23 protein-coding genes and 2 tRNA genes are annotated in these 23,432 nt (G+C 40.0%); 14 read left to right on the plus strand and 11 right to left on the minus strand.

The genetic code is table 11. The features are described from left to right. Nucleotides 1-94: 94 nt before the first annotated feature. From BST97_RS00300 to BST97_RS00310, 3 genes are all read right to left on the minus strand, one after another. Nucleotides 95-829 (minus strand): metallophosphoesterase, encoded by a 735-nt coding sequence (locus BST97_RS00300; RefSeq protein WP_169711507.1) that lies wholly within the window; start codon nt 827-829, stop codon nt 95-97. Between the two features lie 184 nt (nt 830-1,013). Continuing rightward, nucleotides 1,014-1,098: transfer RNA gene (locus tag BST97_RS00305), tRNA-Leu, on the minus strand. 39 nt (nt 1,099-1,137) lie between these two features. Further along, nucleotides 1,138-1,210 (minus strand) — tRNA-Lys (locus BST97_RS00310). 107 nt (nt 1,211-1,317) lie between these two features. Here BST97_RS00310 and BST97_RS00315 point away from each other — a divergent pair. Then, complete coding sequence (locus tag BST97_RS00315) at nt 1,318-1,857, plus strand: shikimate kinase (protein ID WP_085765371.1); 540 nt, start codon at nt 1,318-1,320, stop codon at nt 1,855-1,857. Here the strand turns inward: BST97_RS00315 and BST97_RS00320 are convergent. From BST97_RS00320 to BST97_RS00330, 3 genes are read right to left on the minus strand one after another with little or no spacing between them, the layout of a single operon-like run. Continuing rightward, nucleotides 1,836-2,330, minus strand: a complete 495-nt coding sequence (locus tag BST97_RS00320) for a phosphoribosyltransferase family protein (protein ID WP_085765372.1) — start codon at nt 2,328-2,330, stop codon at nt 1,836-1,838. The two genes, BST97_RS00315 and BST97_RS00320, sit on opposite strands and share 22 nt — an antisense overlap. Before the next feature lie 8 nt (nt 2,331-2,338). Further along, nucleotides 2,339-2,917, minus strand: a complete 579-nt coding sequence (locus BST97_RS00325; protein WP_085765373.1) for a methyltransferase domain-containing protein — start codon at nt 2,915-2,917, stop codon at nt 2,339-2,341. Between the two features lie 2 nt (nt 2,918-2,919). Next, a complete protein-coding gene (locus BST97_RS00330) occupies nt 2,920-3,294 on the minus strand; it encodes an RNA-binding S4 domain-containing protein (protein ID WP_085765374.1) in 375 nt (124 codons plus the stop codon). A 72-nt stretch (nt 3,295-3,366) separates the two neighbouring features. Here BST97_RS00330 and BST97_RS00335 point away from each other — a divergent pair, with 72 nt between their 5' ends. The 3 genes from BST97_RS00335 (at nt 3,367) to BST97_RS00345 (ending at nt 8,191) form a co-directional block, all read left to right on the plus strand. After that, nucleotides 3,367-4,293, plus strand: coding sequence for an FKBP-type peptidyl-prolyl cis-trans isomerase (locus BST97_RS00335; protein ID WP_085765375.1), 927 nt, complete (start codon nt 3,367-3,369; stop codon nt 4,291-4,293). Nucleotides 4,294-4,366: 73 nt separating this feature from the next. Further along, nucleotides 4,367-7,474 (plus strand): T9SS type B sorting domain-containing protein, encoded by a 3,108-nt coding sequence (locus tag BST97_RS00340; RefSeq protein ID WP_085765376.1) that lies wholly within the window; start codon nt 4,367-4,369, stop codon nt 7,472-7,474. Between the two features lie 213 nt (nt 7,475-7,687). Beyond that, a complete protein-coding gene (locus tag BST97_RS00345) occupies nt 7,688-8,191 on the plus strand; it encodes an OmpH family outer membrane protein (RefSeq protein ID WP_085765377.1) in 504 nt (167 codons plus the stop codon). A gap of 77 nt (nt 8,192-8,268) precedes the next feature. Here BST97_RS00345 and BST97_RS00350 read toward each other — a convergent pair whose 3' ends face one another. From BST97_RS00350 to glgA, 3 genes are all read right to left on the minus strand, one after another. Beyond that, entirely contained in the window at nt 8,269-8,517 is a 249-nt protein-coding gene (locus BST97_RS00350; RefSeq protein WP_085765378.1) for a YgjV family protein, read from the minus strand. Nucleotides 8,518-8,665: 148 nt separating this feature from the next. Continuing rightward, nucleotides 8,666-9,934, minus strand: a complete 1,269-nt coding sequence (locus tag BST97_RS00355) for a glucose-1-phosphate adenylyltransferase (RefSeq protein WP_085765379.1) — start codon at nt 9,932-9,934, stop codon at nt 8,666-8,668. A 3-nt stretch (nt 9,935-9,937) separates the two neighbouring features. Next, nucleotides 9,938-11,143 carry a glycogen synthase gene (glgA, locus tag BST97_RS00360; RefSeq protein WP_085765380.1) on the minus strand — a complete coding sequence of 402 codons (1,206 nt, stop codon included), beginning with the start codon at nt 11,141-11,143 and terminating at the stop codon, nt 9,938-9,940. A gap of 106 nt (nt 11,144-11,249) precedes the next feature. Here glgA and BST97_RS00365 point away from each other — a divergent pair, with 106 nt between their 5' ends. Then, nucleotides 11,250-11,828 carry a CopD family protein gene (locus BST97_RS00365; RefSeq protein ID WP_245833611.1) on the plus strand — a complete coding sequence of 193 codons (579 nt, stop codon included), beginning with the start codon at nt 11,250-11,252 and terminating at the stop codon, nt 11,826-11,828. A 40-nt stretch (nt 11,829-11,868) separates the two neighbouring features. Here BST97_RS00365 and BST97_RS00370 read toward each other — a convergent pair whose 3' ends face one another. Next, on the minus strand, nt 11,869-12,786 hold the full coding sequence (locus tag BST97_RS00370) for a LysR family transcriptional regulator (protein WP_085765382.1): 918 nt from the start codon (nt 12,784-12,786) through the stop codon (nt 11,869-11,871). A 116-nt stretch (nt 12,787-12,902) separates the two neighbouring features. On the opposite strand from BST97_RS00370, the gene BST97_RS00375 reads away from it, so the two are divergent. Next, nucleotides 12,903-13,874 carry a sodium-dependent bicarbonate transport family permease gene (locus BST97_RS00375; RefSeq protein ID WP_085765383.1) on the plus strand — a complete coding sequence of 324 codons (972 nt, stop codon included), beginning with the start codon at nt 12,903-12,905 and terminating at the stop codon, nt 13,872-13,874. A gap of 54 nt (nt 13,875-13,928) precedes the next feature. Here the strand turns inward: BST97_RS00375 and BST97_RS00380 are convergent, their stop codons facing one another. Beyond that, nucleotides 13,929-14,594, minus strand: a complete 666-nt coding sequence (locus BST97_RS00380; protein ID WP_085765384.1) for a YceI family protein — start codon at nt 14,592-14,594, stop codon at nt 13,929-13,931. Between the two features lie 279 nt (nt 14,595-14,873). Between BST97_RS00380 and BST97_RS00385 the strand changes: the two genes are divergently transcribed. The 8 genes from BST97_RS00385 (at nt 14,874) to BST97_RS00420 (ending at nt 23,420) form a co-directional block, all read left to right on the plus strand. Then, nucleotides 14,874-15,464, plus strand: a complete 591-nt coding sequence (locus tag BST97_RS00385; protein ID WP_085765385.1) for a nucleotide exchange factor GrpE — start codon at nt 14,874-14,876, stop codon at nt 15,462-15,464. Nucleotide 15,465: 1 nt separating this feature from the next. Next, complete coding sequence (gene dnaJ, locus BST97_RS00390; protein WP_085765386.1) at nt 15,466-16,590, plus strand: molecular chaperone DnaJ; 1,125 nt, start codon at nt 15,466-15,468, stop codon at nt 16,588-16,590. Between the two features lie 725 nt (nt 16,591-17,315). After that, nucleotides 17,316-19,094, plus strand: coding sequence for a tetratricopeptide repeat protein (locus BST97_RS00395; RefSeq protein WP_245833612.1), 1,779 nt, complete (start codon nt 17,316-17,318; stop codon nt 19,092-19,094). 160 nt (nt 19,095-19,254) lie between these two features. After that, a complete protein-coding gene (locus BST97_RS00400; RefSeq protein WP_085765387.1) occupies nt 19,255-19,584 on the plus strand; it encodes a DUF4286 family protein in 330 nt (109 codons plus the stop codon). Nucleotides 19,585-19,615: 31 nt separating this feature from the next. After that, on the plus strand, nt 19,616-20,071 hold the full coding sequence (locus BST97_RS00405; RefSeq protein ID WP_085765388.1) for a hypothetical protein: 456 nt from the start codon (nt 19,616-19,618) through the stop codon (nt 20,069-20,071). Next, nucleotides 20,055-20,612 carry a hypothetical protein gene (locus BST97_RS00410; RefSeq protein ID WP_085765389.1) on the plus strand — a complete coding sequence of 186 codons (558 nt, stop codon included), beginning with the start codon at nt 20,055-20,057 and terminating at the stop codon, nt 20,610-20,612. Before BST97_RS00405 ends, BST97_RS00410 begins: the two co-directional genes overlap by 17 nt. 172 nt (nt 20,613-20,784) lie before the next feature. Next, nucleotides 20,785-22,332 carry a bifunctional phosphoribosylaminoimidazolecarboxamide formyltransferase/IMP cyclohydrolase gene (gene purH, locus BST97_RS00415; RefSeq protein WP_085765390.1) on the plus strand — a complete coding sequence of 516 codons (1,548 nt, stop codon included), beginning with the start codon at nt 20,785-20,787 and terminating at the stop codon, nt 22,330-22,332. 53 nt (nt 22,333-22,385) lie between these two features. Continuing rightward, a complete protein-coding gene (locus BST97_RS00420) occupies nt 22,386-23,420 on the plus strand; it encodes a rod shape-determining protein (protein WP_085765391.1) in 1,035 nt (344 codons plus the stop codon). Nucleotides 23,421-23,432 lie beyond the last annotated feature (12 nt).

Genomic DNA, 23,432 nt, shown 5'->3' on the forward strand with positions numbered 1-23,432 from the left:
AAGTTAAACAAACAAAGATTTAAACAAACACATCCTACGATTGTTTTAACGTTTTGCGATTTGAAGTTTTTTATTTAGAACCCGATTCTGGTCGTTATAGAGTGAAGGTGCAGGAAGCATTAAATCCTAAATGTTCATCATTAAGAACGTATCCTAATTGATTAGTTACTACAGTTGTGTTGTTAATTTTAAATGGATCTGTATTAGCGTGATGATGTCCGTAGATCCAATATGGCACTTGAGAATCTTTAATTAACAAGTTATTCTCACTGGCAAACGCTTGATTTAAAATGCTGCCCTTATATTTTTCAGGATAATTCTGTAGGGTAGGAACATGGTGAGTAATTACAATGGAAGAATCATCTAGCCGATTCTTTTCAAGGAATTTGAGGTCTAATTCATGCATTATGTTATAGTCATCAATATCTAGCTTGCGATTCTTCCAGTGGATCTTGCTAAAATCCTGCAAATATCTCTTTATTGGAAATTGGTGAGCTTTATCAATATAGCTCCACAGCGTGCATCCAAGAATATTTAAACCGCCAACTTTAATTACTGAACGATGACATAAGTGTATATTATTTCTAATCTTCTCTAAAATTGGATTTAAATAAACAGATAGATCAGAACTGTAAAATTCATGATTTCCAGGTATCCAAATAACAGATTTCCAGTTTGATGAAAGATAATCCAAGAAATCTGAGAATCTCTTCATACAGTTTAGTGGCATGAGATCACCAGCAATAAGTAGAGTGTCTGCAATAGGTCTTAAAGGATTGTTCTTAAGATAAGCGCGATTTGCTGGTTGTTCGTAATGTATATCGGACAAATACTGGAATACCATTTCAAAATTTGGTAAAAGGTAAAATTAAAAACTTATAGTTATAGTTAATGATATGGCAACGAGTTTATACTACATTGAATCTATAATAGAAGTGGAATTTTGAAAAACAGAATCTATTGAATAAAAAAATCCTTTTCACAGTTTATGTAAAAAGGATTTTGAAGCTGAATGGTACCCGGGATGGGACTTGAACCCACACGTCTTACGACACACGGCCCTCAACCGTGCCTGTCTACCAATTTCAGCACCCGGGTAGAAAAAAAGCCCTCTTAATGGAGAGCTTTTTCTTAAAGTGATCTGGCTGGGGCTCGAACCCAGGACCCTCTCCTTAAAAGGGAGATGCTCTACCAACTGAGCTACCAGATCAGCATTGTTTTAATGCGGGTGCAAATATAAAACCTATATTTCTTATTGAGCCAATTTTTTGACCACTATTTTTGAAGAAAATAAACTTTATTTCTGAGGTGTTGAATATGAGTAATTTAGTAGTGTTAGTGGGCTATATGGGAAGTGGTAAATCCTCTGTCGGTAGAAAATTGGCTGTGAAAATGGACTTACCATTTATAGATCTGGATGACTTGATCGAGCAAGTCGAGGGAAAATCCATATCAGAAATCTTTGAAAAACAAGGGGTTCTTCACTTTCGAAAACTAGAACGAGAAGTTTTAGAAAATACTTTACGCGAAAATCTAAACGCTGTTATCGCTGTAGGAGGTGGTACTCCATGTTACTATAATAATATGGATATGATTAACGAGCATGGGTTATCTATTTATTTGAGAGCAAACGTGCCTCAACTATCAAGAAGGCTTTTCCCAGAACGTATGCAGAGACCAATTATAGAGAGTCAGCAAAGTTTAGAATCGTTGCAAGAATTTATCGGTAAACATCTTTTTGAACGCAGTCCATTTTATGAGCGTGCGCACGAGACCCTGGATGTTGGTTTGATTGATTTAGATGAAGTGGTGCAACACTGCGAGCACATCATCAATCAGCGCAAAACGGCAGAGTAAGGCTCTGTCCTTAAGTTTACCTCAATGTGTTCTTGCATGGTTGTGCTTAACGAGATACCTTTAAAATCAGCTTTTACAGGATATTTTTTATGATTACGGTTTACTAGCACAGCTGTTTTAAAAGCTCTCAAAGGTATTTGTAAGAAATGCTGTACTGCGTAGATTAAGGTAGTTCCACTGTTCAAAACATCGTCGCAAAGAACTAGATTCCCGTCCCGAGCATCTTCTAGACTAAAGTCGGTTTTTGCGGCACTCAATGGATTGTTTTTGTCAAGTTCTATTTTTACCAGTCTTACATCGAGATCTGATATAGATTTCAAAAAGGTGCTTAAAATTTCAGCAAACTTGTATCCCTGACCACTTATCCCTGCGAGAAATAATTGATCTTGGTCAGAAAACACTTCTGCGATTTGATAGGCAATACGTCTGCTTTTATTTTCAATGTCTTGGTGGGTGAGTATGTTTGAAGCCATTCTGTAGGTTATTTCTTTAGAAAATGAATGAGTAATTCCCTGCCTCGTCGATCTGGCTCAGAGATTTCACAGTTTTCCATTGATTTTATTTCAAAAAACGGACTGAAAAGTCGTCTGTATTCTTCTGCGTTTCCTCCATAAGGTGGTTCTGTGCGGTCGCTTTCAAACTGGAAAAGTACACCTTTAATTGCACCGTCTGATTTGAGGAGGTCGTGGCATTTTTTAGGATAGCTTTCGCGAAAGCGAGATTCCAAAGCACAAAAAAAGGTCTGCTCTAATATAAAGTCATAAGATCCCTCGTGATCAAAAAAATCTTCTAAGTGAAGAGTAATCTCGTCTGATTCTATTTGTTGCTGGAGGCTCTCAAGTGCCGGTTCAGCAAAATCCAAAATATGGACATTAGTAAATCCTTGCTGTAGTAGATAGCTGGCATCTCTGGAATTGCCAGCTCCTGGTATTAAAATAGAGCAGTTCTTATCTTCAATTTGACTTATTACGTGTTTCAAAGGTGCTGAGGCATGGGATAGCTGCCAGGGAGTATCGTCCTGCTGATAGCGTTGTGTCCAGTAATGCTTATCTAAGATCATGCTTATTCTTCCTCTTGTGATAAAAGATCATCCAGTTCACGACGGTCTTTTTTTGTGGGACGGCCTTCTCCTTTTCTACGGTAGTAATCTTGATTGAGCGCGATCATTTTTTTGACTTCGAGACGTTCTTTAGGCGTGCGGTCCAACATATAGAGGTTCACAAGTTTTGCTCCTACACGATTAGGAGGAAGGTCTAGTACTTCGATTTTATAATCAATTTGATCTTTACGCACCTCTACGATATCTGTCGCGTACACCTCCCGAGAGGGTTTCACCACATCACTATTTACTTTCACCCTGCCTTTTTTTACAGCTGTGGTGGCTTTGCTTCTTGATTTAAAATATCTGATGGACCACAAATATTTATCTACGCGCATAAGATTCTCCGTTCTGAGTCGTTTTCCACAAAAATAGCCGAAAATACTATCTTTGCCCACTCAAAAATTGCGATGAAATATTTACTGTATACAATATTAGCTGGTTTACTCTTAAGTTCTTGTGAGAGTGATGATGATTCAAACACGATACCTGTTAGAGATAGGCAGGAAGTCTTTGATGAAAATATCATTGACCTTGAAACCTATCTAAGCACACACTTCTATAATTATGAGGATTTTGATCCAGCAAACCCCAGTGATTTTGAGATCGTCATCGATACCCTGGCAGGAGCAAACGCTGATAAGATTGCACTGATAGATCGTCCAGAATTAGAGCGATTGAGTATAACTAGAGACGAGGTAGATTATGAGTACTTTGTCTTGAAAGTGAGAGAAGGTGAAGGGGCATTGAGACCCACTTATGCTGATAGCACCCTGATTTCTTATCGTGGTTTCAATTTACAGAATGAAGTGTTTGATGAGGCTCAAAATCCCCTTTGGTTGGATTTACCTAACACGATAGCAGGTTTCTCCCTCGGACTAACTGAGTTTAAGGAATCAACTGATCGTGTGCAGAATCCAGATGGGACTTTCACTTTTGAAAATTCAGGTATGGGTGTCATCTTTATGCCTTCTGGCCTAGCTTACTTTAATAATCCACCTAACAATACTATAGGTCAATATAATCCTATCGCATTCTCTATCAAATTGAGAACAGTAGAAATTACTGATCACGATGGTGATGGTATCCTATCGATCTATGAGGACCTGAACAATGATAGAAATTTAAGGTCTGGCGATGCTGACGATACAGATGGAGACGGTATTTCAAATTTCCTAGATGCAGATGATGATGGAGATGGTATTTCTACGAGAGAAGAAATTTCTGATGAAGATGGAAATCTTCTTATTTTGAATGGAGATCCTTCAACTGCACCAGATTCAGATAATGATGGGATTCCTGATTATTTGGATAATCGTACTGAAGCTTCTTCATAATCTTAATAATTTGCTAACTTTCGACCGCTAAAGTAAGAGTCTCGACTCATTAGTTTTGCGCAAATTTTTACGGTTGAGGTTTTTACAATTTATTTTATTCAGTTTATGTGGCTTTTTAGCCTCAGGTCAATCTGCCAATTCTGTTTATCTGTGCTTAGGTAACGATGATATTGTGCTTGCAGATCTAGATAATTGCTCTTCATCTTTAATCACGACTTTACCAGAGTCTTTATTTGATATTTCTCAGGGAGATACTGATGATACGCTTTATGGTATCAAAGATGAAAGATTGTACAGGATCAATGTGTCTAATGGTTCGTTTGTACTTCTAGGTAATCTTACAGTTCTAGGTTTTAATGGCAACTTTAGGGTTACATCGCTGGTTAAGGAAAGAGATGGTTTTCTTCTAGGTGCCAATCAAAGCTCAAATGGCGAGTTATTTCGGATTGATGTAAATGCCATGACGGCTACAAATCTAGGAGCTACTGGTTTTGAAAGCGCTGGTGATCTAACTTTCTTAAATGGTGTATTGTACTTAAGTGCTGATAATAATGAACTAGTTCAAGTAAATATTAATACACCTTCCCAGTCAAGTTTAGTAGGCTCCATGAGTCTCAATGGAGGGCAAAACATATTTGGAGTAGTAAGTATTATAACAGCTAATCCATGCGCTTCCAATCCTACTGTTGATCTTATCGCAACCGGTGGGAGATCCACGGGAGTTGTCAACCCTTCTAATGGTAATACAACAACCACTTGTATTAATTTGGTGAACTCCAGTATTTTCGGTGCTGCCGAAGTCACCTCAGACGTTATTTGCACCATCGATATAGAGATCTTAGGAGATGGTTTGCAAAACCCTGAATTTTGTGGAACGGCAAATCCCAATTTGACTACAACAGTTGATCCTAACTCACCTATCGGTACCTACACTTATGAATGGAGAGAACAGGGAAGCTTAACAGTACTTTCAACTAATGAAGATTATTCTCCTACGGTTACCACTACGACCACTTTTGAATGCACGGTAACTGACACAGGAAGAGCAGCACCAGATAACATTGCGGTAGACACGATTACAGTGACAATTAATGACGAGCCGGTTTATAATAGTCTGGGCAATGTGATTGTACACTCATTCTACGATCTTCCATCCATCGATGGGACAAACATTCCTGCAAACGCGAGGTATTATACTCAGCCTAACGGTAACGGTACTCCTATAAACATTGGCGATCAAGTTCGCGAATCTGATTTTTCATCAAATCCTGGAACTCTTTATGTTTTTGGAACTGATGCCAATAGTTGTGAACTCACTGGTCAGTTAACAATTGAATTCGTTACGACTCAAGTGACTGTTGAACCAGTACCTACTAACTCAAGCTTGAATATTTGTGAAGGTGACAGCATTACTCTAAGAGCTGATACGGTGCCTGGACCAGCCTATGGTACCTACACTTACAACTGGGATGATGGATTGGGAAGTGTGCTTCCAGATACTCGAGAGATTACAGTTACCCCTTCTCAAGACACAACCTATTCCGTTACTGTAAATGATTCAGGTGTAATTAACGGCACAGCAATGGGATTTGATCAGATTCAAGTAACAGTAAACTTACGACCCAGCCTAGGAGTGATAACCAACACTACAAGAACTAATTCTTACGAGTTTCCAGTTATAAATGGTAACAATCTTACAGGTAATCAAGCTTTTTACACGGGACCTAACGGTACTGGCCAGTCTTACCAACCGGGAGATATCATTGACTTGAATGATTTCTCAAGCTTTCCAATTACCATTTACATCTACGACAACAATAACGGTTGCGATGATCAGACTCAGTTTGAATTGACCATAGAGCCTATCAACCTAACTCTACAACTAGATCCCGATTCTACAACCATTTGTCAAGGAGGTACAGTTACAATTACTGCCATTCCTGATCCTGTAAATCCCGTGGATCAATATACCTATGAATGGACTGTAAATGGAAGTCCTGATCCACAAACTGGAGATGTAGCAACTTTTACTCTTCAGCAATCCACAAGTACAATCACCTGTACTGTTACTGACTTGGGAATAGCCGGTGCACCACAATCATTTACCCGAAATATTCAGATTGATGTGCTGCCTAGCATCCAAATTTCTAATCCTGGCGATCAATCTGTAAATAATAGCTTCACGTTTCCAGCAATTACAGGGCCTAATGTTACTGCAAACGCTCTTTACTCCACGCAGTCAGGCGGTGCAGGCCAGCCCTTTCAATCTGGGGACGTAGTGACCAGAGCAGATTTTGCAACGCTACCGATTCAGATTTTTATCTATGATACAAACGGTACCTGCGATGATGAAGAATCATTTATTTTAGATATTATAGAGCCCCAACCTACATTGACAGTCACTTCTAGCGCGACTGAAATTTGTGAGGGAGAAGAAATCACTCTCTCTGCCACGGCTGATCCAGCTACTCCAACGGGTGATTATTCTTATGAATGGACTGTTGTGGGCGATACAACTGTCATTGGGACAGAACGCAATCTCACTATTATTCCAGAAGCTTCTACTTCTTATCAATGTACTATTACCGATTCTGGTCTAACTGCTCCTAATGATCAGGCGAGTGATTCCATTTCTATTAATGTAAATGCCAGTCCCAGTCTGGACGTAGTTGAGAATATTGTAATTCAGGATCAGTTCGTTTTCCCGGATATCCGTGGAACAAATCTTTCAGGCAATGCAGCCTACTTCACAAATACGGGCGGGCAGGGAACAAGCTATGTACCGGGAGATGTGCTTGCCTTTAATGAAGACGCTACCTATCCTCTCACCATTTTCATTTATGATGAATCTGCTGGGTGCTTTGATGAGGAAAGTTTTCAGCTAACGATACTTGAGCCGCAGCCAGAATTGTTCTACATCCCGCAATTTGTCACGCCTAATGAAGATAATTATCACGACACTTGGAATGTTGAGATTCTGAACTCTGAGGTAAGTATTGAATTTATCTACATCTACGATCGTTATGGTAAGCTTGTTACGCAAATTGTGCCAGGAGGTATAGGCTGGGATGGAACATTGAATAACAACCCGCTGCCATCGAGTAGCTATTGGTATCAATTTGTTTATACCTTCCGTGGTACTGAAATAGAGGAGAAGGGCTATTTTGCACTCAAGCGATGAATTGTCATTTAAATTATTGATAATTAGTCGGTTAATTATTTTAGTTATTACGCTTTCGCGAAAGCGAGAAAATATCATCACACCTGCTTAACACTTGCTAACGTTCTTACTAACAAACAACTGCAAGTTTGGTCTGATCCTTGTAAAACACCAGCGTAATCATGGCGTTTTAGATGGGACTTCTTATCTTGCGCCACCTAAATTAAAATGTAGATGAAAAAAGTAGTATTTCTATTGTTTCTAGTTGCCAGCACTGCGGTAATGGCTCAAACCGGTTATGTACGATCACAAGGTCTTATGCTTGCCATGCCAGAAACGGCAACAGCAAATAAAACCCTGAATGAGCTAGGTACAAAACTTGAAGCAGAAGTCGCTAAAGCAGAACAAAATGCTGCCACTAAAATGCGTAGTCTTCAATATAAGGCTCAAGATCCTGAACTGGGTGATGCTGTAAGGCAAGATCTTGCTTCTCAGGCGGCAACTCTTGAGCAAGAGCTTAATAAAGTGAAGCAAAACGCTCAGATGGAACTGCAAAAAAAGGAAGCAGAACTTATGGAGCCTATTACTACTAGATTAACTCAAGCCATTGAAAAAATTGCAAAAGCAAGAGGTTATAAAATGGTAGTAGACATAAGTTCTGTGAGTTATGCTGATAAAGAACTCGATATCACTCTTGATGTAAGTAAAGAACTGGGTATTGCTCCTAAAGAGCAGTAAAAAATTTTGATTGTAATAAATAAAAACCGCAACTCATTGAGCTGCGGTTTTTTTTTACATTCAATAATAGTCAGGAATCAAGAAGGGTTCTCAACTTTGGCCTTAGATGAACGATCTTTAATAAATAGGTAGTAACTGTTAACCATTAGAATAGCTACGTTTGTTATTATAATAGGTATACTACCTAAGAAAATGCCATAAGCAACAAAAAGTGAGCACCCAAAACAGTTTACGGTTCTCAACATCTTGATATTCTTCATGAAGAATGAAAGCAACACCATCGCACTAGCAAAATACCCTAGCAATTCCACTTGAAATACGCTCATAGCCTAAACAGATTTGATTTCTTTAAAGGAGTGCGAAATTACCGATAAGTAAGCGATTTACCTATTGAGCCATACTATTTAGAAAAGAATATTGATCTAGGGTGAAATATCAGTTGTTTTAAATTTACCGCACACCGCACATTTTCAACTACGGTATCGTAAATCCTTCTGGAATTACAGCATTTTTCTTGATCACGACCACACCAGATTTAATCACGTAGTCCTGTTCTTCTCTGTCTGCAAGGTGTTCTCCACCGTTGATGCGTACATCATTGCCTATTCGGCAATTCTTGTCTATGATTGTGTTTTTAATAAAACAACGCTCTCCTATCCCCATGTTGGGAGTGGATTGATTTTGTTCTATTTCTTCAAGAGTTTCATAATAATCGCTACCCATCATATAGGTATTTATAACGGTAGATTCTTTTCCTATTTTGGCACGGATTCCTACGACAGATTGCTCGATTTTAGCAGCTTCTATGATACAACCATCAGCAAAAACGCTTTTGTTAATCATCGTTCCCAAAATTTTAGAGGTGGGCAGGAAACGAGGTCGGGTATAGATTTGTTTGAGGTTGTCGTATAGGTTGAATTCAGGCAAAGCATCAGTGAGTGCAATGTTAGCCTCAAAGAAAGAGTCAATGTTTCCTATGTCTGTCCAGTAACCTTCGTATTGGTAACTGAGAGTCTTATGCTTCTCGATATTCTGTGGGATGATTTCTTTCCCAAAATCCACGGTAGATTCATCTTCCATGAGCTCTACTAACAGATCACGATTGAAAATATAGATTCCCATCGAGGCGAGATAGTGACGACCTTTCTCTTGCATTTCCTCACTTACTTCTGATTCCCAACCTGGTAATTTGTCTGAACTGGGCTTCTCTGTAAAAGATGTGATGAGATTGTTTTCATCAGATTTTAAAATACCAAACGAGGTAGCATCTTTTGCATTAACAGGTATGGTCGCCACAGAGATTTCGGCACCACTTTTCTCATGGGCTTTGATCATCTTATTAAAATCCATCTGGTACAATTGATCACCTGAAAGTATCAAGACATATTCAAAATCTTGTCGCATAAAGTGATGCATACTTTGTCGCACCGCATCTGCCGTTCCTTGAAACCAGTTAGAATTTCCTGGAGTTTGCTCAGCAGCGAGTACATCCACAAAGGCGCTACTCATAAAACTGAAGTGATAGGTGTTTTTGATATGCCTATTCAAAGAAGCAGAATTGAATTGAGTCAAAACAAACATTCTTTTAATATCAGAATTGATACAGTTGGAAATAGGAATGTCCACAAGCCTGTATTTTCCAGCAATGGGAACAGCAGGTTTTGATCTACTCTCTGTAAGAGGAAATAATCTTGAGCCTTGACCGCCGCCTAGGATAATGGAAATAACTTTGTTGTTGATCATGGTTTATTTTTTAGTTGCTTCGTAAAGTTCTTTGGTTTGTTTTGCGATGGCTCGCCAGTCAAAATATTCTTCCACTCGTTTTCTTCCAGCTTGTCCCATACGTTTTCTGAGCTCTGGATTGTTGATCAATTGATTTATTTTTTCGGCGAGATCTTCAGAGAATTTTTCTGGGCTTTTAGGCTCAAAAGGAGCCTTTTTCTGCTGGTCAATTTCTATAAGATGACCCGTCACGCCTTCAATAACCACTTCTTTAATGCCTCCCACGGCACTGGCCACTACTGGGCATTCACAAGCCATTGCCTCCACATTTATGATTCCGAAGGGTTCATAGATAGAAGGGCAACAAAATACCGCAGCGTGAGAGTAAAGCTCTATAATACTGCGTTTATCCAGCATCTCAGCAATCCAGATGATGTTCTCTCTGTGCTTTCTAGCATCCTGAACCGCTCGTTCCATTTCCTTGCCTATTTCTGGGGTGTCTGGTGCGCCGGCGCAGAGTACGACTTGAGTATCTGGATCGATATGCCTGATCGCATTTACCAGATGAATAATCCCCTTTTGTTTAGTAATTCTACCTACAAATAATACAAAAGGTTTATATGGATCGATTCCATGCTTTATTAAAGCCGCAGTACTGGTTTTCTTCTGGTATTCCTGTAGATCAATCCCGTTATAGATTACTTTGATCTTGTTTTCTGCAATATCAAAATGCTCTAAGACATCTTGTTTTGTGCCTTCTGAGACTGCAATAATGGCATCTGCCATTTCTATGGCCGTTTTTTCAACCCAAGATGAAGCGTCGTAACCACCGCCCAACTGATCGCGTTTCCAAGGACGCAAGGGCTCTACAGAATGCGTGGTTACCACCAGTGCAGTTCCATAACAAAGTTTAGCAATAATTCCTGCAAAATGAGAATACCAGGTGTGACAATGTACAACATCAGCATCCATGGGTATCGCATTCATCTGCACACCTGTTTGAAGGGTTTGTAACAAGCCTTTAATTTTAGGATCAGCCTTATCAAAAAAAGAGTCTTTAAAATCGTACCCATGGACAGATAGCTGTTCACTGCTTATATCTTGATCACCAAAACATCTCACCTCCACTTCCATAAGTTCTGCTAAGAATTTAGCCAGATATTCTACGTGTACTCCGGCTCCGCCATAAACATGAGGTGGGAATTCTTTGGTAAGGAAAGTAACTTTCATAAGTTTTAAAAGGTGAGTTAATAATCAGTTGCTTAAAATTAAGCAAGTAATTCCAGATTAAGGCTTTATTGAACCTAAGTATCCTATAAATTGACGATTTCTTAGCATGAGTAAGTTACAGATTGTAATTTTGAGTTCTAGAATGACCTATCTATATATTAAGTCTCTGCACCTTATTTTTGTGATCACTTGGTTCGCAGGCTTATTCTATATCCCTAGATTATTGGTATATCAAATAGAAGCACACAACAAGCCTGAACCTGATAAATCCATTCTACTCAACCAACTCAAATTGATGACTAAGAGACTCTGGACCATCATTACCTGGCCCAGCGCAATACTTGCTACTTTATTTGCCATTTGGTTGCTTATACTTCAGCCTGCATGGTTGCAGCAATCTTGGATGCATGTGAAGCTAGCCTTTGTAGTGCTATTGATAATCTACCACTTAAAGACTGGTTTTATAATTAGCGAATTAGATCGTAATGTGGTTAAATGGACCTCAAACGGTATGCGGCTTTATAATGAGGGAGCAACGCTCATCTTATTTTCCGTAGTTTTCCTAGTCATTCTGAAAAGCGCTTTATCTTGGATTACAGGAGTTATAGGCCTAATTGTATTTGCGCTAATCTTGATGATTCTATTTAAAATCTACAAACGTTATCGCTCGAGACAAAGTGAGTGATTATTACGCTTTCGCGAAAGCGTAACTATTTACAATCACCTTACTTCACATAACCGTAGTAATTATCAATGATCTGTGTACGATGGTTTCTCACAAACTCGATGAAGGTTTTTGGGGCAATGGGCAAATTTTTAGATTTCATCCAGATGATATTCCAATAGGTCTCCACCGGGAGACCCTTGGCAGGTATGATTTTAAGGTCACCGCTTTTTAAGGAATCTTGAATGCCTATAAGTGGCATAATAGATACACCCAGACCAGCAATCACTGCCTGTTTAACTGCCTCATTTGAGGTAAGCTCTATGGTTTTTTTTACTTTTAGTTGACGCTGGGCGATGTAGTTTTCCATCGCAAGTCGTGTAGCGCTTCCCTGTTCACGGTAGATCAGTCGGTATTGCTCAAGGTTCTTTTTGCTGATGCTCTTTTCCAGATCTGGCATCTCCTTACCGCCCACGAGATAAAGTTGATTTTTCATAAGCGAGATGGAATGAGCCTTTATTTTTCTAGGGATGGTAGAAACCATAGCGATGTCGATCTCATTGTTCTCGAGACTTTTAAGAACTGAGGATTTATTGGTGACATCTACAGATAGATCCACGCTAGGGTATTTTTCTAGAAAATCGGTAATGAAAAAGGGCACGATGTACTTTGCTGTAGAAACGGCACCTATTTTTAGCTTACCTGCGACCGCGCCCTGATAAGTTTTTGACTTGTAATTGATCGCTTCTATCTCATCTAAAATGCGTTGAGCAGTATCAGCAATTTCATGGCCAAATTCTGTTATGGAGATGCGCCTACCTACAGTTTCAAAAAGAGGAATTTCAAATTGATCCTGCAATTTTTTAAGCTGAACTGATACTGCCGGCTGGGATAAAAACAGTTCTTCTGATGCTTTGGTAACACTACCTGTATCTCGCACCTTGAGTAAAACGCTCAGTTGATGAAGAGTGTAATTCATAAATGATGATTATAGAATTGATAATAAATATAAATTACAAATTATGAAAGATAGCCGCATCTTTGCGCAAAATTTAATGGGAATCTATATCCTGCATTCCTAATTTGAGATAGCAAATGGACTTACATCTACTCGTAGACAACCTATCAAACCCTGCTTTACTATTCTTTTTCTTGGGGCTTATTGCTGTTCAGCTTAAAAGTGACCTGCGCATTCCAGAAAATTCTTCTAAGTTTATATCGCTTTACCTCTTGTTATCTATAGGTTTTAAGGGAGGGCAGGAATTGTCACACAGTACTATAGATGGTGAGATTATCTGGTCCTTGTTCTTTGGGATTTTCCTTGCGCTTATTGTCCCCATTTATACCTATTATATACTCCGTATAAAATTCAGCATAGAAAACTCAGGTGCCATAGCATCTGCTTATGGTTCAGTAAGTGCTGTAACTTTTGTGACTACTATTTCCTTTTTAGAAATGGAAGGGATCCCTTTTGGCGGTCACATGGTTGCTGTTATGGCTCTTATGGAAGCGCCCTCAATCATCATAGGGGTCTTGCTCATGGCGATCTATAAACGTAAAGCCGGAGGTGATGAAAATTTCTCTCTGGGAAGTATAGCTTATCATTCTATTACTAACGGGAGCGTACTCTTGATTCTAGGAAGTTTGGTAATAGGTTATGTAGCGAGCGATGCACAGGCAGAAGGTATCAAACCTTTTACCACCGACCTTTTCAAAGGTTTCTTAGCAGTTTTCCTACTCGATATGGGGATTACAAGCGGTAGAAAACTAGGCTCCTTCCTCAAAAAGGGTTGGTTTGCACTCAGTTTTGCCATTTTTATACCTGTATTGAATGGAGTATTAGTTGCAATCGCAACAACGTTTTTTATAGAAGAGCCAGGCAATAGATTGCTTTTTTCTATTCTAGGGGCGAGTGCGTCTTATATTGCAGTACCTGCAGCCATGAAACTGGCAGCTCCTAAAGCAAACCCCAGTCTTTACATACCCATGGCGCTGGCTATAACCTTTCCATTTAATATCACCTTTGGTATGCCGCTGTACCTCTATGTCATCAATTTGATGCCATAAAAAAACCGCCTCAAAAATCTTGAGACGGCTTCTTTCCATTAAACTAAAACAATCTTACTTTGTTGCAACCAGATCAACGGTTAGCTGTATATCGTCATCGATAGCTTTGTCCTTTACCACATCTGTAAAGTTGCTGCTACCGTACTTGATGCCCCAGTCCGTACGATCGATCTCAAAAGGCTCGCTCTTAAGCATCATTTTATTCCCCTCATAAGAAACCATCACTGGGAAAGCAACATTTTTAGTTACATCCTTAAGAGTAAGGTTACCCATAAGCATGGTTTTTCCTTCTTTGCTTTCCACACCAGTAACTACAAATTTCGCAGTTGGATATTTTGGCGTATTGAAGAAATCTGTTTCTTTTCCTTCCACGGTACCTTCTAGGTGTGCTTTTAAGTTAGTTGCAGATTCCCCTTCTAAGTCAGTTACTTCAATACTTGTCATATCAACAGTAAACTCTCCGCTTTCCAGCTCCTCGCCGTTAACTTTTACCATACCGTCCTTTAGCATGATGTTACCAGTATGTTCTCCAGCTACTTTAGATCCTACCCATGCAATTTTTGAGTTTTGGGTATCTACGTTATAAGTTACCGCTTCCATAGTTGCCTCAGCAACTTCTGCTTCTTCTTTAGCTTCTACTTCATTTTCAGCATCCTTACATGCTGCAGTAAACGCGATCATTGCTGCAAGACCGGTTACTTTTAAAAAATTTTTGTTCATGATTAAGTGATTTAATGAAGGCAAATTTAAATGTACATACAAATACCACGGTTAAAATTCTACTAAAAAAGTGTTGTGACATTTTGACACAACTCTAATGCTGGCAGTACTTTTGAAATATCGCGCGAGAACAATGGTGTAAGCTAGAGGTTAAGCTTTGAGTATGTTCAGACTTTTGAAAGGTTCTCGCTTTCGCGAAAGCGTAACCATCTAACATACCGCTACCATATAAGCAAGGCACCAGTTATGAAATCATGGTTTAACAGATCAAGTCGTAAAATGGCAAAAAAAGATAAGAACACAGAAGAAAAAGCAGCACAGAAGAGTGCTGAAAGCCTTGAAAATCAAAATACTGATGCTGCCGTAGCAGAAGAGCAGGCAGATACAGAGCAAGCGGAAAAATCTGAGAAACCTGAGCAAAGCGAGACAGAGATGCTCGAGCAACAGGTTAAAGCAGAGAAGGAAAAATTCCTAAGACTATTTGCTGAATTTGAAAATTATAAGCGACGCACTGCAAAAGAGCGTGTGGAATTTTTCAAGACAGCAGGAGAGGGAGTTCTTAAGGATATGCTTCCCGTTTTGGATGATTTTGATCGTGCAATGGTAGAAATTAGCAAAAGTGAAGATGAGCAACTTGCTACTGGTGTAGGTTTTATCGCAAATAAACTGCGTGCGACACTTAAGAGTAAAGGGCTGGAAGAAGTAGAGGTAGCTGCAGGGGAAACCTTTGATGCAGATGTGCATGAAGCAGTGACTCAGATTCCAGCGCCTAGTGATGACCTCAAAGGTAAGATCGTAGATGTTGTGGAAAAAGGATATAAACTGGGAGACAAGATCATTAGGTATCCCAAAGTAGTTATAGGACAATAATATGGCAGATTTTTATGAAATATTAGGCATTTCAAAAGGTGCCTCGGCAGCCGAAATCAAGAAAGCTTACCGTAAAAAGGCCATAGAGTTTCACCCAGATAAAAATCCTGGTGACAAGACTGCAGAAGATAACTTCAAGAAAGCAGCTGAGGCTTATGAGACCTTAAGCGATCCACAGAAAAAGGCGCGTTATGATCAACTGGGACATCAAGCCTACACCTCTGGTGGAGGAGGCGGCTTCGGTGGAGGCCGCGGTTTTGACATGGAGGACATCTTCAGTCAGTTCGGCGATATCTTCGGCGGCGGCGGTGGCGGCTTTTCAGGTTTTGGCGGTTTTGGCGGCGGCGGTGGCCGTAGGCGAGTCAAAGGAAAAGATTTGCGCATACGCGTTTCACTAACTCTGGAAGAAGCTGCAAAAGGAGTTGAGAAAAAGGTCAAAGTAAAACGCAAAAAACAAGCGCCTGGTGTAACTTACAAAACCTGTTCTACCTGTAATGGATCAGGTCAGGTAACCCGCATTCAAAATACGATTCTAGGACGCATGCAAACCAGCGCCCCTTGTGGTACGTGTGGTGGTTCAGGTCAGATCATGGATAAGAAACCAGCCGGAGCTGATGCTCAAGGAATGGTGGTTACAGAAGATCGAGTAAGCATACAGATCCCAGCTGGTGTCGAGAGTGAAATGCGTCTCAAGGTTGCCGGAAAAGGGAACGACGCTCCTGGGAACGGCGTGAGCGGAGACCTGCTAGTGGATATTGAGGTAAAACCTCATGAAAACCTGCAGCGGGAAGGGAATAATCTCCACTATGATTTGTATTTGAGTTTGCCTGAAGCAGTTCTGGGAACTTCAAAAGAAATACAGACGGTTACCGGTAAAGTGCGCATTCCTATTGAAGCTGGTATTCAAAGTGGTAAGATTTTGAGATTACGCGGTAAAGGTATGCCCAGCTTAAATGGTTATGGAACCGGCGATCTATTGGTTCATGTAAATGTTTGGACACCAAGAACTTTAACGAAAGAACAAAAGGATTTTTTCCAATCGATGATGACGGATTCTAACTTTGATCCAGCTCCAGAGAAAAGTGATAAATCATTTTTTGAAAAAGTAAAGGACATGTTTTCTTAATATAAACTTAATAGTTTCAAAAATTAGTATATATTTGACATGCATTCAGTTTAATAGCTGATTGTAATTTTTCTTTTTCATAGCAATTTTTCCCACCTCTTCTAACCAAGAGGTGGGTTTTTTTATGACTTTATTTTAGAGTTAAATATTGAACCTTTCAATCTTTATGACGGTCCTACCTTTTTCGCCCGAAACCAAGCTTTCAAATATTTTTCCCTTCGTCTGAAAGGAAACGCTTTGCTCTAGAAAAATCGTAGATAAATAAAACACCTTATTAATAGAAGCCTCTCCCTTCCCAAAAGGGAGACCGGTCGACGACGAACGGCGAAGCGGTGAGCGGCCAGAGGATTTTGCGGTTGAATTCCAGTCATAATCGTTGTCAAACCCTTCTCGCCCGAAAGCAAGCTTTCAAACATTTTTCCCTTTAGCTCAAGGGAGGATCCGTTTTTATATAAGAATATGTGGTTTGAAATGAAAGCTTTTGAAATGAGTAAAGAACCTCTCCCTTTTTAAACGGGAGACTCGTCGATGATGGCAGTTCTTAATTTGTGGAAGTAACTCCCTCTCCTTTGGAGAGGGCTGGGGTGAGGTCTAGAGCGAGCGGTCAGAGGGTTTTGCGGTTGTCCATTAAATACTTGTGTTCATATCAGCATCTTGAAAGCATATTTCTTATACCCTTCCACGGCATATTAATTGTTATTTTTGAAGTGCTAGCAAAAGCTTCTATGCGCAGATTTTCATTTTTCTTCTTTTTGTTTTTGACTTGGTGCATTCAGGCTCAAGAATTACGCATTGCCGAAAATTATATGGATCAAGGTGAGTACACCAAGGCCTTGAAGATTTACGAAAAGATTTATGAAGCAAATAAGCGCAGTACTAACAGCTTATTCAATCTAGTTAAGGTGCATCAGCAGCTCGAGGCCTATGAAACGGTCGACTCGCTTCTTTCTGAAGGAGTTTCTTTGATGCCTAATAATAATCAGTTGCTGATCGAGCAAGGTTATAACAAAGCTTTGCAGGGAAAAGACAGTCTGGCAGATCAATATTATGAAAAAGCCCTAGCAACGATTGATTCCATTCCACAGCTTGCTTACCAGTTGGCTTCTCGTTTTGAACAAAGAAGTTTACTGGATCAGGCCGTTCGCGCTTATGAGAAAGGACTGGAACAACGCCCTAATGTAAATTTCTTGATGCAACTAGCTCGTCTCTACGGTGAGCAGGCCGAAATCGAGAAAATGTTCCAAACTTACCTGGATATTATTCTTGAAAACGAGCAATACAGGTATAGAGCTCAAGCAGTTTTTTCTCAGTATATAGATGAAAATCCAGACAATGAAGCAAATCAAATGCTACGCAAGCTGCTGTTAGTCCAAATGCGCAATAATCCAGACGTGATCTATAACAAGCTGCTCTCATGGTTATTTGTCCAGCAAAAGGATTTTCAAAAAGCTTTCATCCAAGAAAAAGCAGCCTACCGTCGCAATCCTGAAAACGTGGGTACTTTCATGCCTCTGGTGATGGATGCGGTTGAAGAGGGTGACACTCAGGCAGCAACTGACATCTTGGATTTTATGATTGCAGAGGCTCAGTCTGATTACGTGAAATACAATGCAAGTACCCAGCGCGTAAAAATCATGGCAGATCAAGCGATCGCAGATGATTATCCTGCTATCAAAGCGGAGTATGAACGACTGCTCAATGAATATACACGCGGCAATACTACTTATTCTCTACAGTTGAATTATGCCGATTTCTTAGCCTTCAAAAGTGATGAGGTGGATGCAGCGGTGGATATGTTGACCGAACTGGAGAAAGAAAACCTCAATCCCATTCAGAAAGCTCAGGTTAAGATGAAGCTGGCTGATATTTTGGTTTTGAAAGAACAGTTCAACCGCGCCTTGATTCTTTATACGCAGGTACAAAACGATGTTCCCAACAATGAATTGGCACAAGAATCACAATTCAAAGTAGCGCGTACCAGTTATTTTCAGGGTGATTTCCCTTGGAGTTTGACCCAGTTGAAAGTCCTGAGGAGCGCAGCCAGTAAACTGATTGCAAACGATGCTATGGAATTGAGCCTCACGATTTCAGATCATTCTGTTGAGGATACGACTTTTGTTGCTTTGCACGCTTTCGCGAAAGCGGACCTACTACAATATCAAAACAAACGCAAAGAATCTATAGAGAGGTACAAGCTCTTGCTGGAGAACCATAAAGGTGACCCGATCGAAGACGAGGCCTTGCTCAACCTGGCGCGATTGTTTGAGTTAGAGGGCGATTTTAAGAGCGCCGAGAGCAGCTACCTGTCCATCGTTCAAAATTATGGAGATGGAATACTGGCAGACGATGCTCGATATTATTTAGCCAGATTATACGAAGAACGACTGGAGATGCCAGACAAAGCTCAACCTTTATATGAAGCCATCATCTTTAATCACGCCGATTCCATCCACTTGGTAGACGCTCGACGTAGATTCAGGAGATTGAGGGGAGATGAGATATAGGTTTCAAAAACAAAAACAAAAACAAAATCAAAATCAAAGTAATAACCAAAACTATAGATCAAAGCTTCATAACTCAATTTCGAAACGCCTAAAGCCCTAAGCTAACAACTGACAACTAACAACCATTTAACCGTTAACAATTAACTATTAACCCAAATCCATGTCTTCCATAATATATAACGTCACTTGCAACATGAGCCCTTCGGTAGAAAAAGAATGGCTGGAATGGATGAATGAGCACATCCCAAAAGTGCTAAGTACCGGCTTGTTTCTTGAGGCGCGTTTGACTCGTGTGCTTATAAAAGAAAATGATGGCGCAAGTACGTTTTCCATTCAGTATAAGGCGATCGATAGAAAATCACTAGATAAGTACATTAATGAGCATTCTGATACGTTGCGCCGTGAGGGTTTTGAGAAGTTTGGAGACTCAGTTTTGTCTTTTAGAACGGAACTTGAAGTAATTGATGAATATCGAGTGAATATCAATTGAACAGCAATTCGAATTTATAGAATAGGAATATATGAATCAGAAAATTTCACGTGTGCTCCAGTCGCTTTTAATATTTCCATTTCTCATTTCCTGCGATGAATTTATTGAAGGAACAGTAATTTACAATAAAGGCAATTTTGATACGGTAGAAATGCAATTTTACACTCGAATCAATCGCTCTGATCTAGAGAGCAGGGTCTATCGATTAGAAGAAACGGCTCTTTTAGACGAGTTTCAAGATAAATTTGAAAAAAATGAAAGTCGTCTAGGTTCTGGACAAGTAAGTGCCAATTTTGTGATAGATTCTGATTCGGTCGTGATTATATTTAATAATGAGCGTCGCTTCTCTTTTCCAAATGGATCCGAACCCTTAAACTCTGCAGAGAATACCTTGTTTTTTCAAAACGAATATTATGAAATAAGTGGTTCAACAATTTACACAAAAACATTTACACAACAAGATTATGAAGATGCTGAGGAAATCTAGAATTTTAAAATTTGTGCTATGTTTTTCAACGCTTTTCTTGATCGCTGGACAATGCGATGACGACGATGGCGGAATTCCACAAGCAGATGATGATGGAGGCGCTGTGATGGAAAATAAATTTAGCATAGGTGCTGACACTTACGATCTTGACGAAGGTTTTAAAGGTGTGGCGACAAATTTTGCTCCTGGAGGTTTCTCGACCTTTTTCACATTTACTGCAGATGGTCTTACCGTAGAAAATGCAGACTATAGTGGCAGAGGTAATTTTGTGGCGCTAGAATTTTATACTTCTACGAGTGTGCTTGGAGATGGTACTTATCCTATTGATAACAGTGAAAACCCCAATACGGTTGAGGTTACGTATGCTTTAGATTTTGATGCAGCTAATCCTTTTTTTCCACCTCAAAACGTATTTAATGGAACGGTCGACTTTGAGCGAGTGGATGATGAAAACTTCATCATCAATGTTACAGGAGTGGATAATGATAGCGGTCAAACCTTTCGGGCATCTTATTCTGGATTGGTCACTACTGTCCAATAAGAATAATAGAACCTGCTAAATGATTTAATCAGGTTAGGTCGAACTGATGGTTTTTTTGATTCATGATTTTGTTAAAAACCTACTCATAAATCTTGATAATCACGGCTTGTTTTCAAGACTTTGCGGTGGCATTCTTTTATTTTTGTGTGCTTAATTTTTAAGCTCTCACAATATGTCTTCCATTCGCGCAAAATCTGCCCTTATTTCTGTTTTTCATAAAGACGGTCTAGAGCCTATCGTTCGTAAAATGAGCGATTTAGGAATCACCATTTATTCCACCGGTGGAACTGAAAAGTTCATCAAAGATCTTGGTATAGACGTGGTTCCGGTAGAAGATGTGACTTCTTATCCATCGATTTTGGGCGGTCGAGTAAAAACCTTGCACCCTAAAGTTTTTGGAGGAATATTAAACAGACGCGATAATGAGGGCGACGTGAGTCAATTAGCGGAATTTGATATTCCACAATTGGACATTGTGATCGTGGATCTGTATCCATTTGAGAAAACCGTTGCAAGCGGTGCGAGTGAGCAGGATAACATTGAAAAAATTGACATAGGTGGGATTTCCTTGATCCGTGCCGGTGCAAAAAATTATAAAGACACTCTTTGCGTAGGGACTATGGACGATTATGCAGAGTTGCTTGAGGTGCTTGAAAAAGGCGAGGGAGAAACTACCTTAGCGCAACGTAAACGATTTGCCACCAGGTGTTTTGATGTCTCGTCAAACTATGACAGCGCGATCTATCAGTACTTTACTGGGGATGCTCAGGATCAATCCTTGAAAGTGAGTGAGCAAATTGTGATGTCGTTGCGTTATGGTGAGAATCCGCATCAGCGTGGTTGGTTTTACGGAGATTTTGAAGCGATGTTCATAAAGCATCACGGTAAGGAGTTGTCATACAATAACTTACTCGATGTAGACGCAGCTGTAAATCTCATGAGCGAGTTTGAAAATGACGCGCCTACTTTTGCCATATTTAAACATAACAATGCTTGTGGTGTTGCACAAAGAGACACTATTCATCAAGCTTACGTAGATGCACTAGCGGGTGATCCGGTTTCTGCTTTTGGCGGGATTTTAATCGCAAATACAGCAGTAGACCTGCAAACCGCTGAGGAAATACACAAACTTTTCTGTGAGGTGGTAATCGCACCATCATTTGATGCCGATGCGTTAGAACTGCTCAAAGGAAAGAAAAACAGAATTCTATTAACCTTGAAGGAGGGTGCGCTTTCGCGAAAGCGAGACAACAACCACAAAGAGGTACGAGCTTCATTAAATGGATTTTTGGTGCAAGATGCCAACATTAAAACGGATCAAAAAGAAGACCTCAAAACCGCAACGGAACTTGCGCCTACTGATGAGCAAGTGGAGGATTTACTATTTGCCTCAAAGATTTGCAAACACACAAAATCAAACACTATCGTACTGGCTAAAGGCAAGCAATTGTGTGCGAGTGGTACGGGACAGACTTCACGAGTTGACGCATTGAATCAGGCGATTCACAAAGCAGGAAGTTTCAACTTTGACCTGAATGGTGCCGTGATGGCAAGTGATGCTTTCTTTCCATTTCCAGATTGTGTGGAGATTGCAGATAATGCAGGTATTACAGCTGTTATTCAGCCGGGTGGAAGCATCAAAGACCAGCTTTCCATTGATTATTGTAATGAGCATAAAATTGCCATGGTTTTTACAGGAACGCGACACTTTAAACATTAGAAAAGTAGTAGCTTTGCTGAACCCCTAATTCTAACAGTTTCCGATTATTACCCATGGGATTTTTTGATTTTCTTACTGAAGATATTGCCATCGATCTTGGAACGGCAAATACACTCATTGTTCACAACGGTAAAGTTGTGGTGGACAGTCCGTCCATTGTGGCAAGGGATAGAAGGTCTGGAAAGATCATCGCCGTAGGTAAGGAAGCTGCGATGATGCAGGGAAAAACGCATGAAAACATCAAAACGATCAGACCACTCAAGGATGGTGTAATCGCAGATTTTGATGCCAGTGAAAAAATGATCTCCATGTTTATCAAGGAGATTCCAGCGCTTAAAAAGAAACTTTTTGCACCATCATTAAGAATGGTGATCTGTATCCCATCTGGGATTACTGAGGTTGAAATGCGTGCGGTAAAGGATAGTGCAGAGCGTGTTAATGGTAAAGAAGTCTATTTGATCCATGAGCCTATGGCTGCCGCTATAGGTATAGGTGTGGATATCATGCAGCCTAAAGGAAACATGATCGTCGATATAGGTGGTGGTACGACTGAGATTGCGGTTATTGCTTTGGGAGGAATCGTCTGTGACCGGTCGGTAAAGATTGCGGGAGATGTTTTTACAAATGACATCGTTTACTACATGCGTACCCAGCACAATCTATATGTGGGAGAACGCACAGCAGAAAAAATAAAAATTCAGATAGGTGCGGCAACTGAAGATCTAGAAACGCCTCCAGAGGAGATGAACGTTCAGGGGCGTGACCTTCTCACTGGGAAACCTAAAGAAGTAAAGATCAGCTATCGTGAGATTGCAAAGGCTCTCGATAAATCTATTTTGAGAGTAGAAGATGCCGTAATGGAAACTTTATCACAAACTCCTCCAGAACTTGCCGCTGATATCTATAATACGGGAATCTATCTCGCCGGTGGTGGCTCAATGCTTAGAGGGCTTGATAAAAGGTTGTCCATGAAAACAGATCTACCTGTTTACATTGCAGAAGATCCTTTAAGAGCAGTTGTGCGAGGAACAGGTCTTACCTTGAAGAATCTGGATAAATTTAAAAGTGTTTTGGCTAATAAATACTAGCCGTAATCGATT

This window comes from Nonlabens spongiae, assembly GCF_002117125.1.
Taxonomy (GTDB): domain Bacteria; phylum Bacteroidota; class Bacteroidia; order Flavobacteriales; family Flavobacteriaceae; genus Nonlabens; species Nonlabens spongiae.

Excerpts from the sequence above, each read along its gene's own strand:
- BST97_RS00315 (WP_085765371.1), top strand. The coding sequence starts at position 1,318 with ATGAGTAATTTAGTAGTGTTAGTGGGCTATATGGGAAGTGGTAAATCC.
- BST97_RS00320 (WP_085765372.1), bottom strand. The coding sequence starts at position 2,330 with ATGGCTTCAAACATACTCACCCACCAAGACATTGAAAATAAAAGCAGA.
- BST97_RS00325 (WP_085765373.1), bottom strand. The coding sequence starts at position 2,917 with ATGATCTTAGATAAGCATTACTGGACACAACGCTATCAGCAGGACGAT.
- BST97_RS00330 (WP_085765374.1), bottom strand. The coding sequence starts at position 3,294 with ATGCGCGTAGATAAATATTTGTGGTCCATCAGATATTTTAAATCAAGA.
- BST97_RS00335 (WP_085765375.1), top strand. The coding sequence starts at position 3,367 with ATGAAATATTTACTGTATACAATATTAGCTGGTTTACTCTTAAGTTCT.
- BST97_RS00345 (WP_085765377.1), top strand. The coding sequence starts at position 7,688 with ATGAAAAAAGTAGTATTTCTATTGTTTCTAGTTGCCAGCACTGCGGTA.
- BST97_RS00350 (WP_085765378.1), bottom strand. The coding sequence starts at position 8,517 with ATGAGCGTATTTCAAGTGGAATTGCTAGGGTATTTTGCTAGTGCGATG.
- BST97_RS00355 (WP_085765379.1), bottom strand. The coding sequence starts at position 9,934 with ATGATCAACAACAAAGTTATTTCCATTATCCTAGGCGGCGGTCAAGGC.
- glgA (WP_085765380.1), bottom strand. The coding sequence starts at position 11,143 with ATGAAAGTTACTTTCCTTACCAAAGAATTCCCACCTCATGTTTATGGC.
- BST97_RS00365 (WP_245833611.1), top strand. The coding sequence starts at position 11,250 with ATGAGTAAGTTACAGATTGTAATTTTGAGTTCTAGAATGACCTATCTA.
- BST97_RS00370 (WP_085765382.1), bottom strand. The coding sequence starts at position 12,786 with ATGAATTACACTCTTCATCAACTGAGCGTTTTACTCAAGGTGCGAGAT.
- BST97_RS00375 (WP_085765383.1), top strand. The coding sequence starts at position 12,903 with ATGGACTTACATCTACTCGTAGACAACCTATCAAACCCTGCTTTACTA.
- BST97_RS00380 (WP_085765384.1), bottom strand. The coding sequence starts at position 14,594 with ATGAACAAAAATTTTTTAAAAGTAACCGGTCTTGCAGCAATGATCGCG.
- BST97_RS00385 (WP_085765385.1), top strand. The coding sequence starts at position 14,874 with ATGGCAAAAAAAGATAAGAACACAGAAGAAAAAGCAGCACAGAAGAGT.
- dnaJ (WP_085765386.1), top strand. The coding sequence starts at position 15,466 with ATGGCAGATTTTTATGAAATATTAGGCATTTCAAAAGGTGCCTCGGCA.
- BST97_RS00395 (WP_245833612.1), top strand. The coding sequence starts at position 17,316 with ATGCGCAGATTTTCATTTTTCTTCTTTTTGTTTTTGACTTGGTGCATT.
- BST97_RS00400 (WP_085765387.1), top strand. The coding sequence starts at position 19,255 with ATGTCTTCCATAATATATAACGTCACTTGCAACATGAGCCCTTCGGTA.
- BST97_RS00405 (WP_085765388.1), top strand. The coding sequence starts at position 19,616 with ATGAATCAGAAAATTTCACGTGTGCTCCAGTCGCTTTTAATATTTCCA.
- BST97_RS00410 (WP_085765389.1), top strand. The coding sequence starts at position 20,055 with ATGCTGAGGAAATCTAGAATTTTAAAATTTGTGCTATGTTTTTCAACG.
- purH (WP_085765390.1), top strand. The coding sequence starts at position 20,785 with ATGTCTTCCATTCGCGCAAAATCTGCCCTTATTTCTGTTTTTCATAAA.
- BST97_RS00420 (WP_085765391.1), top strand. The coding sequence starts at position 22,386 with ATGGGATTTTTTGATTTTCTTACTGAAGATATTGCCATCGATCTTGGA.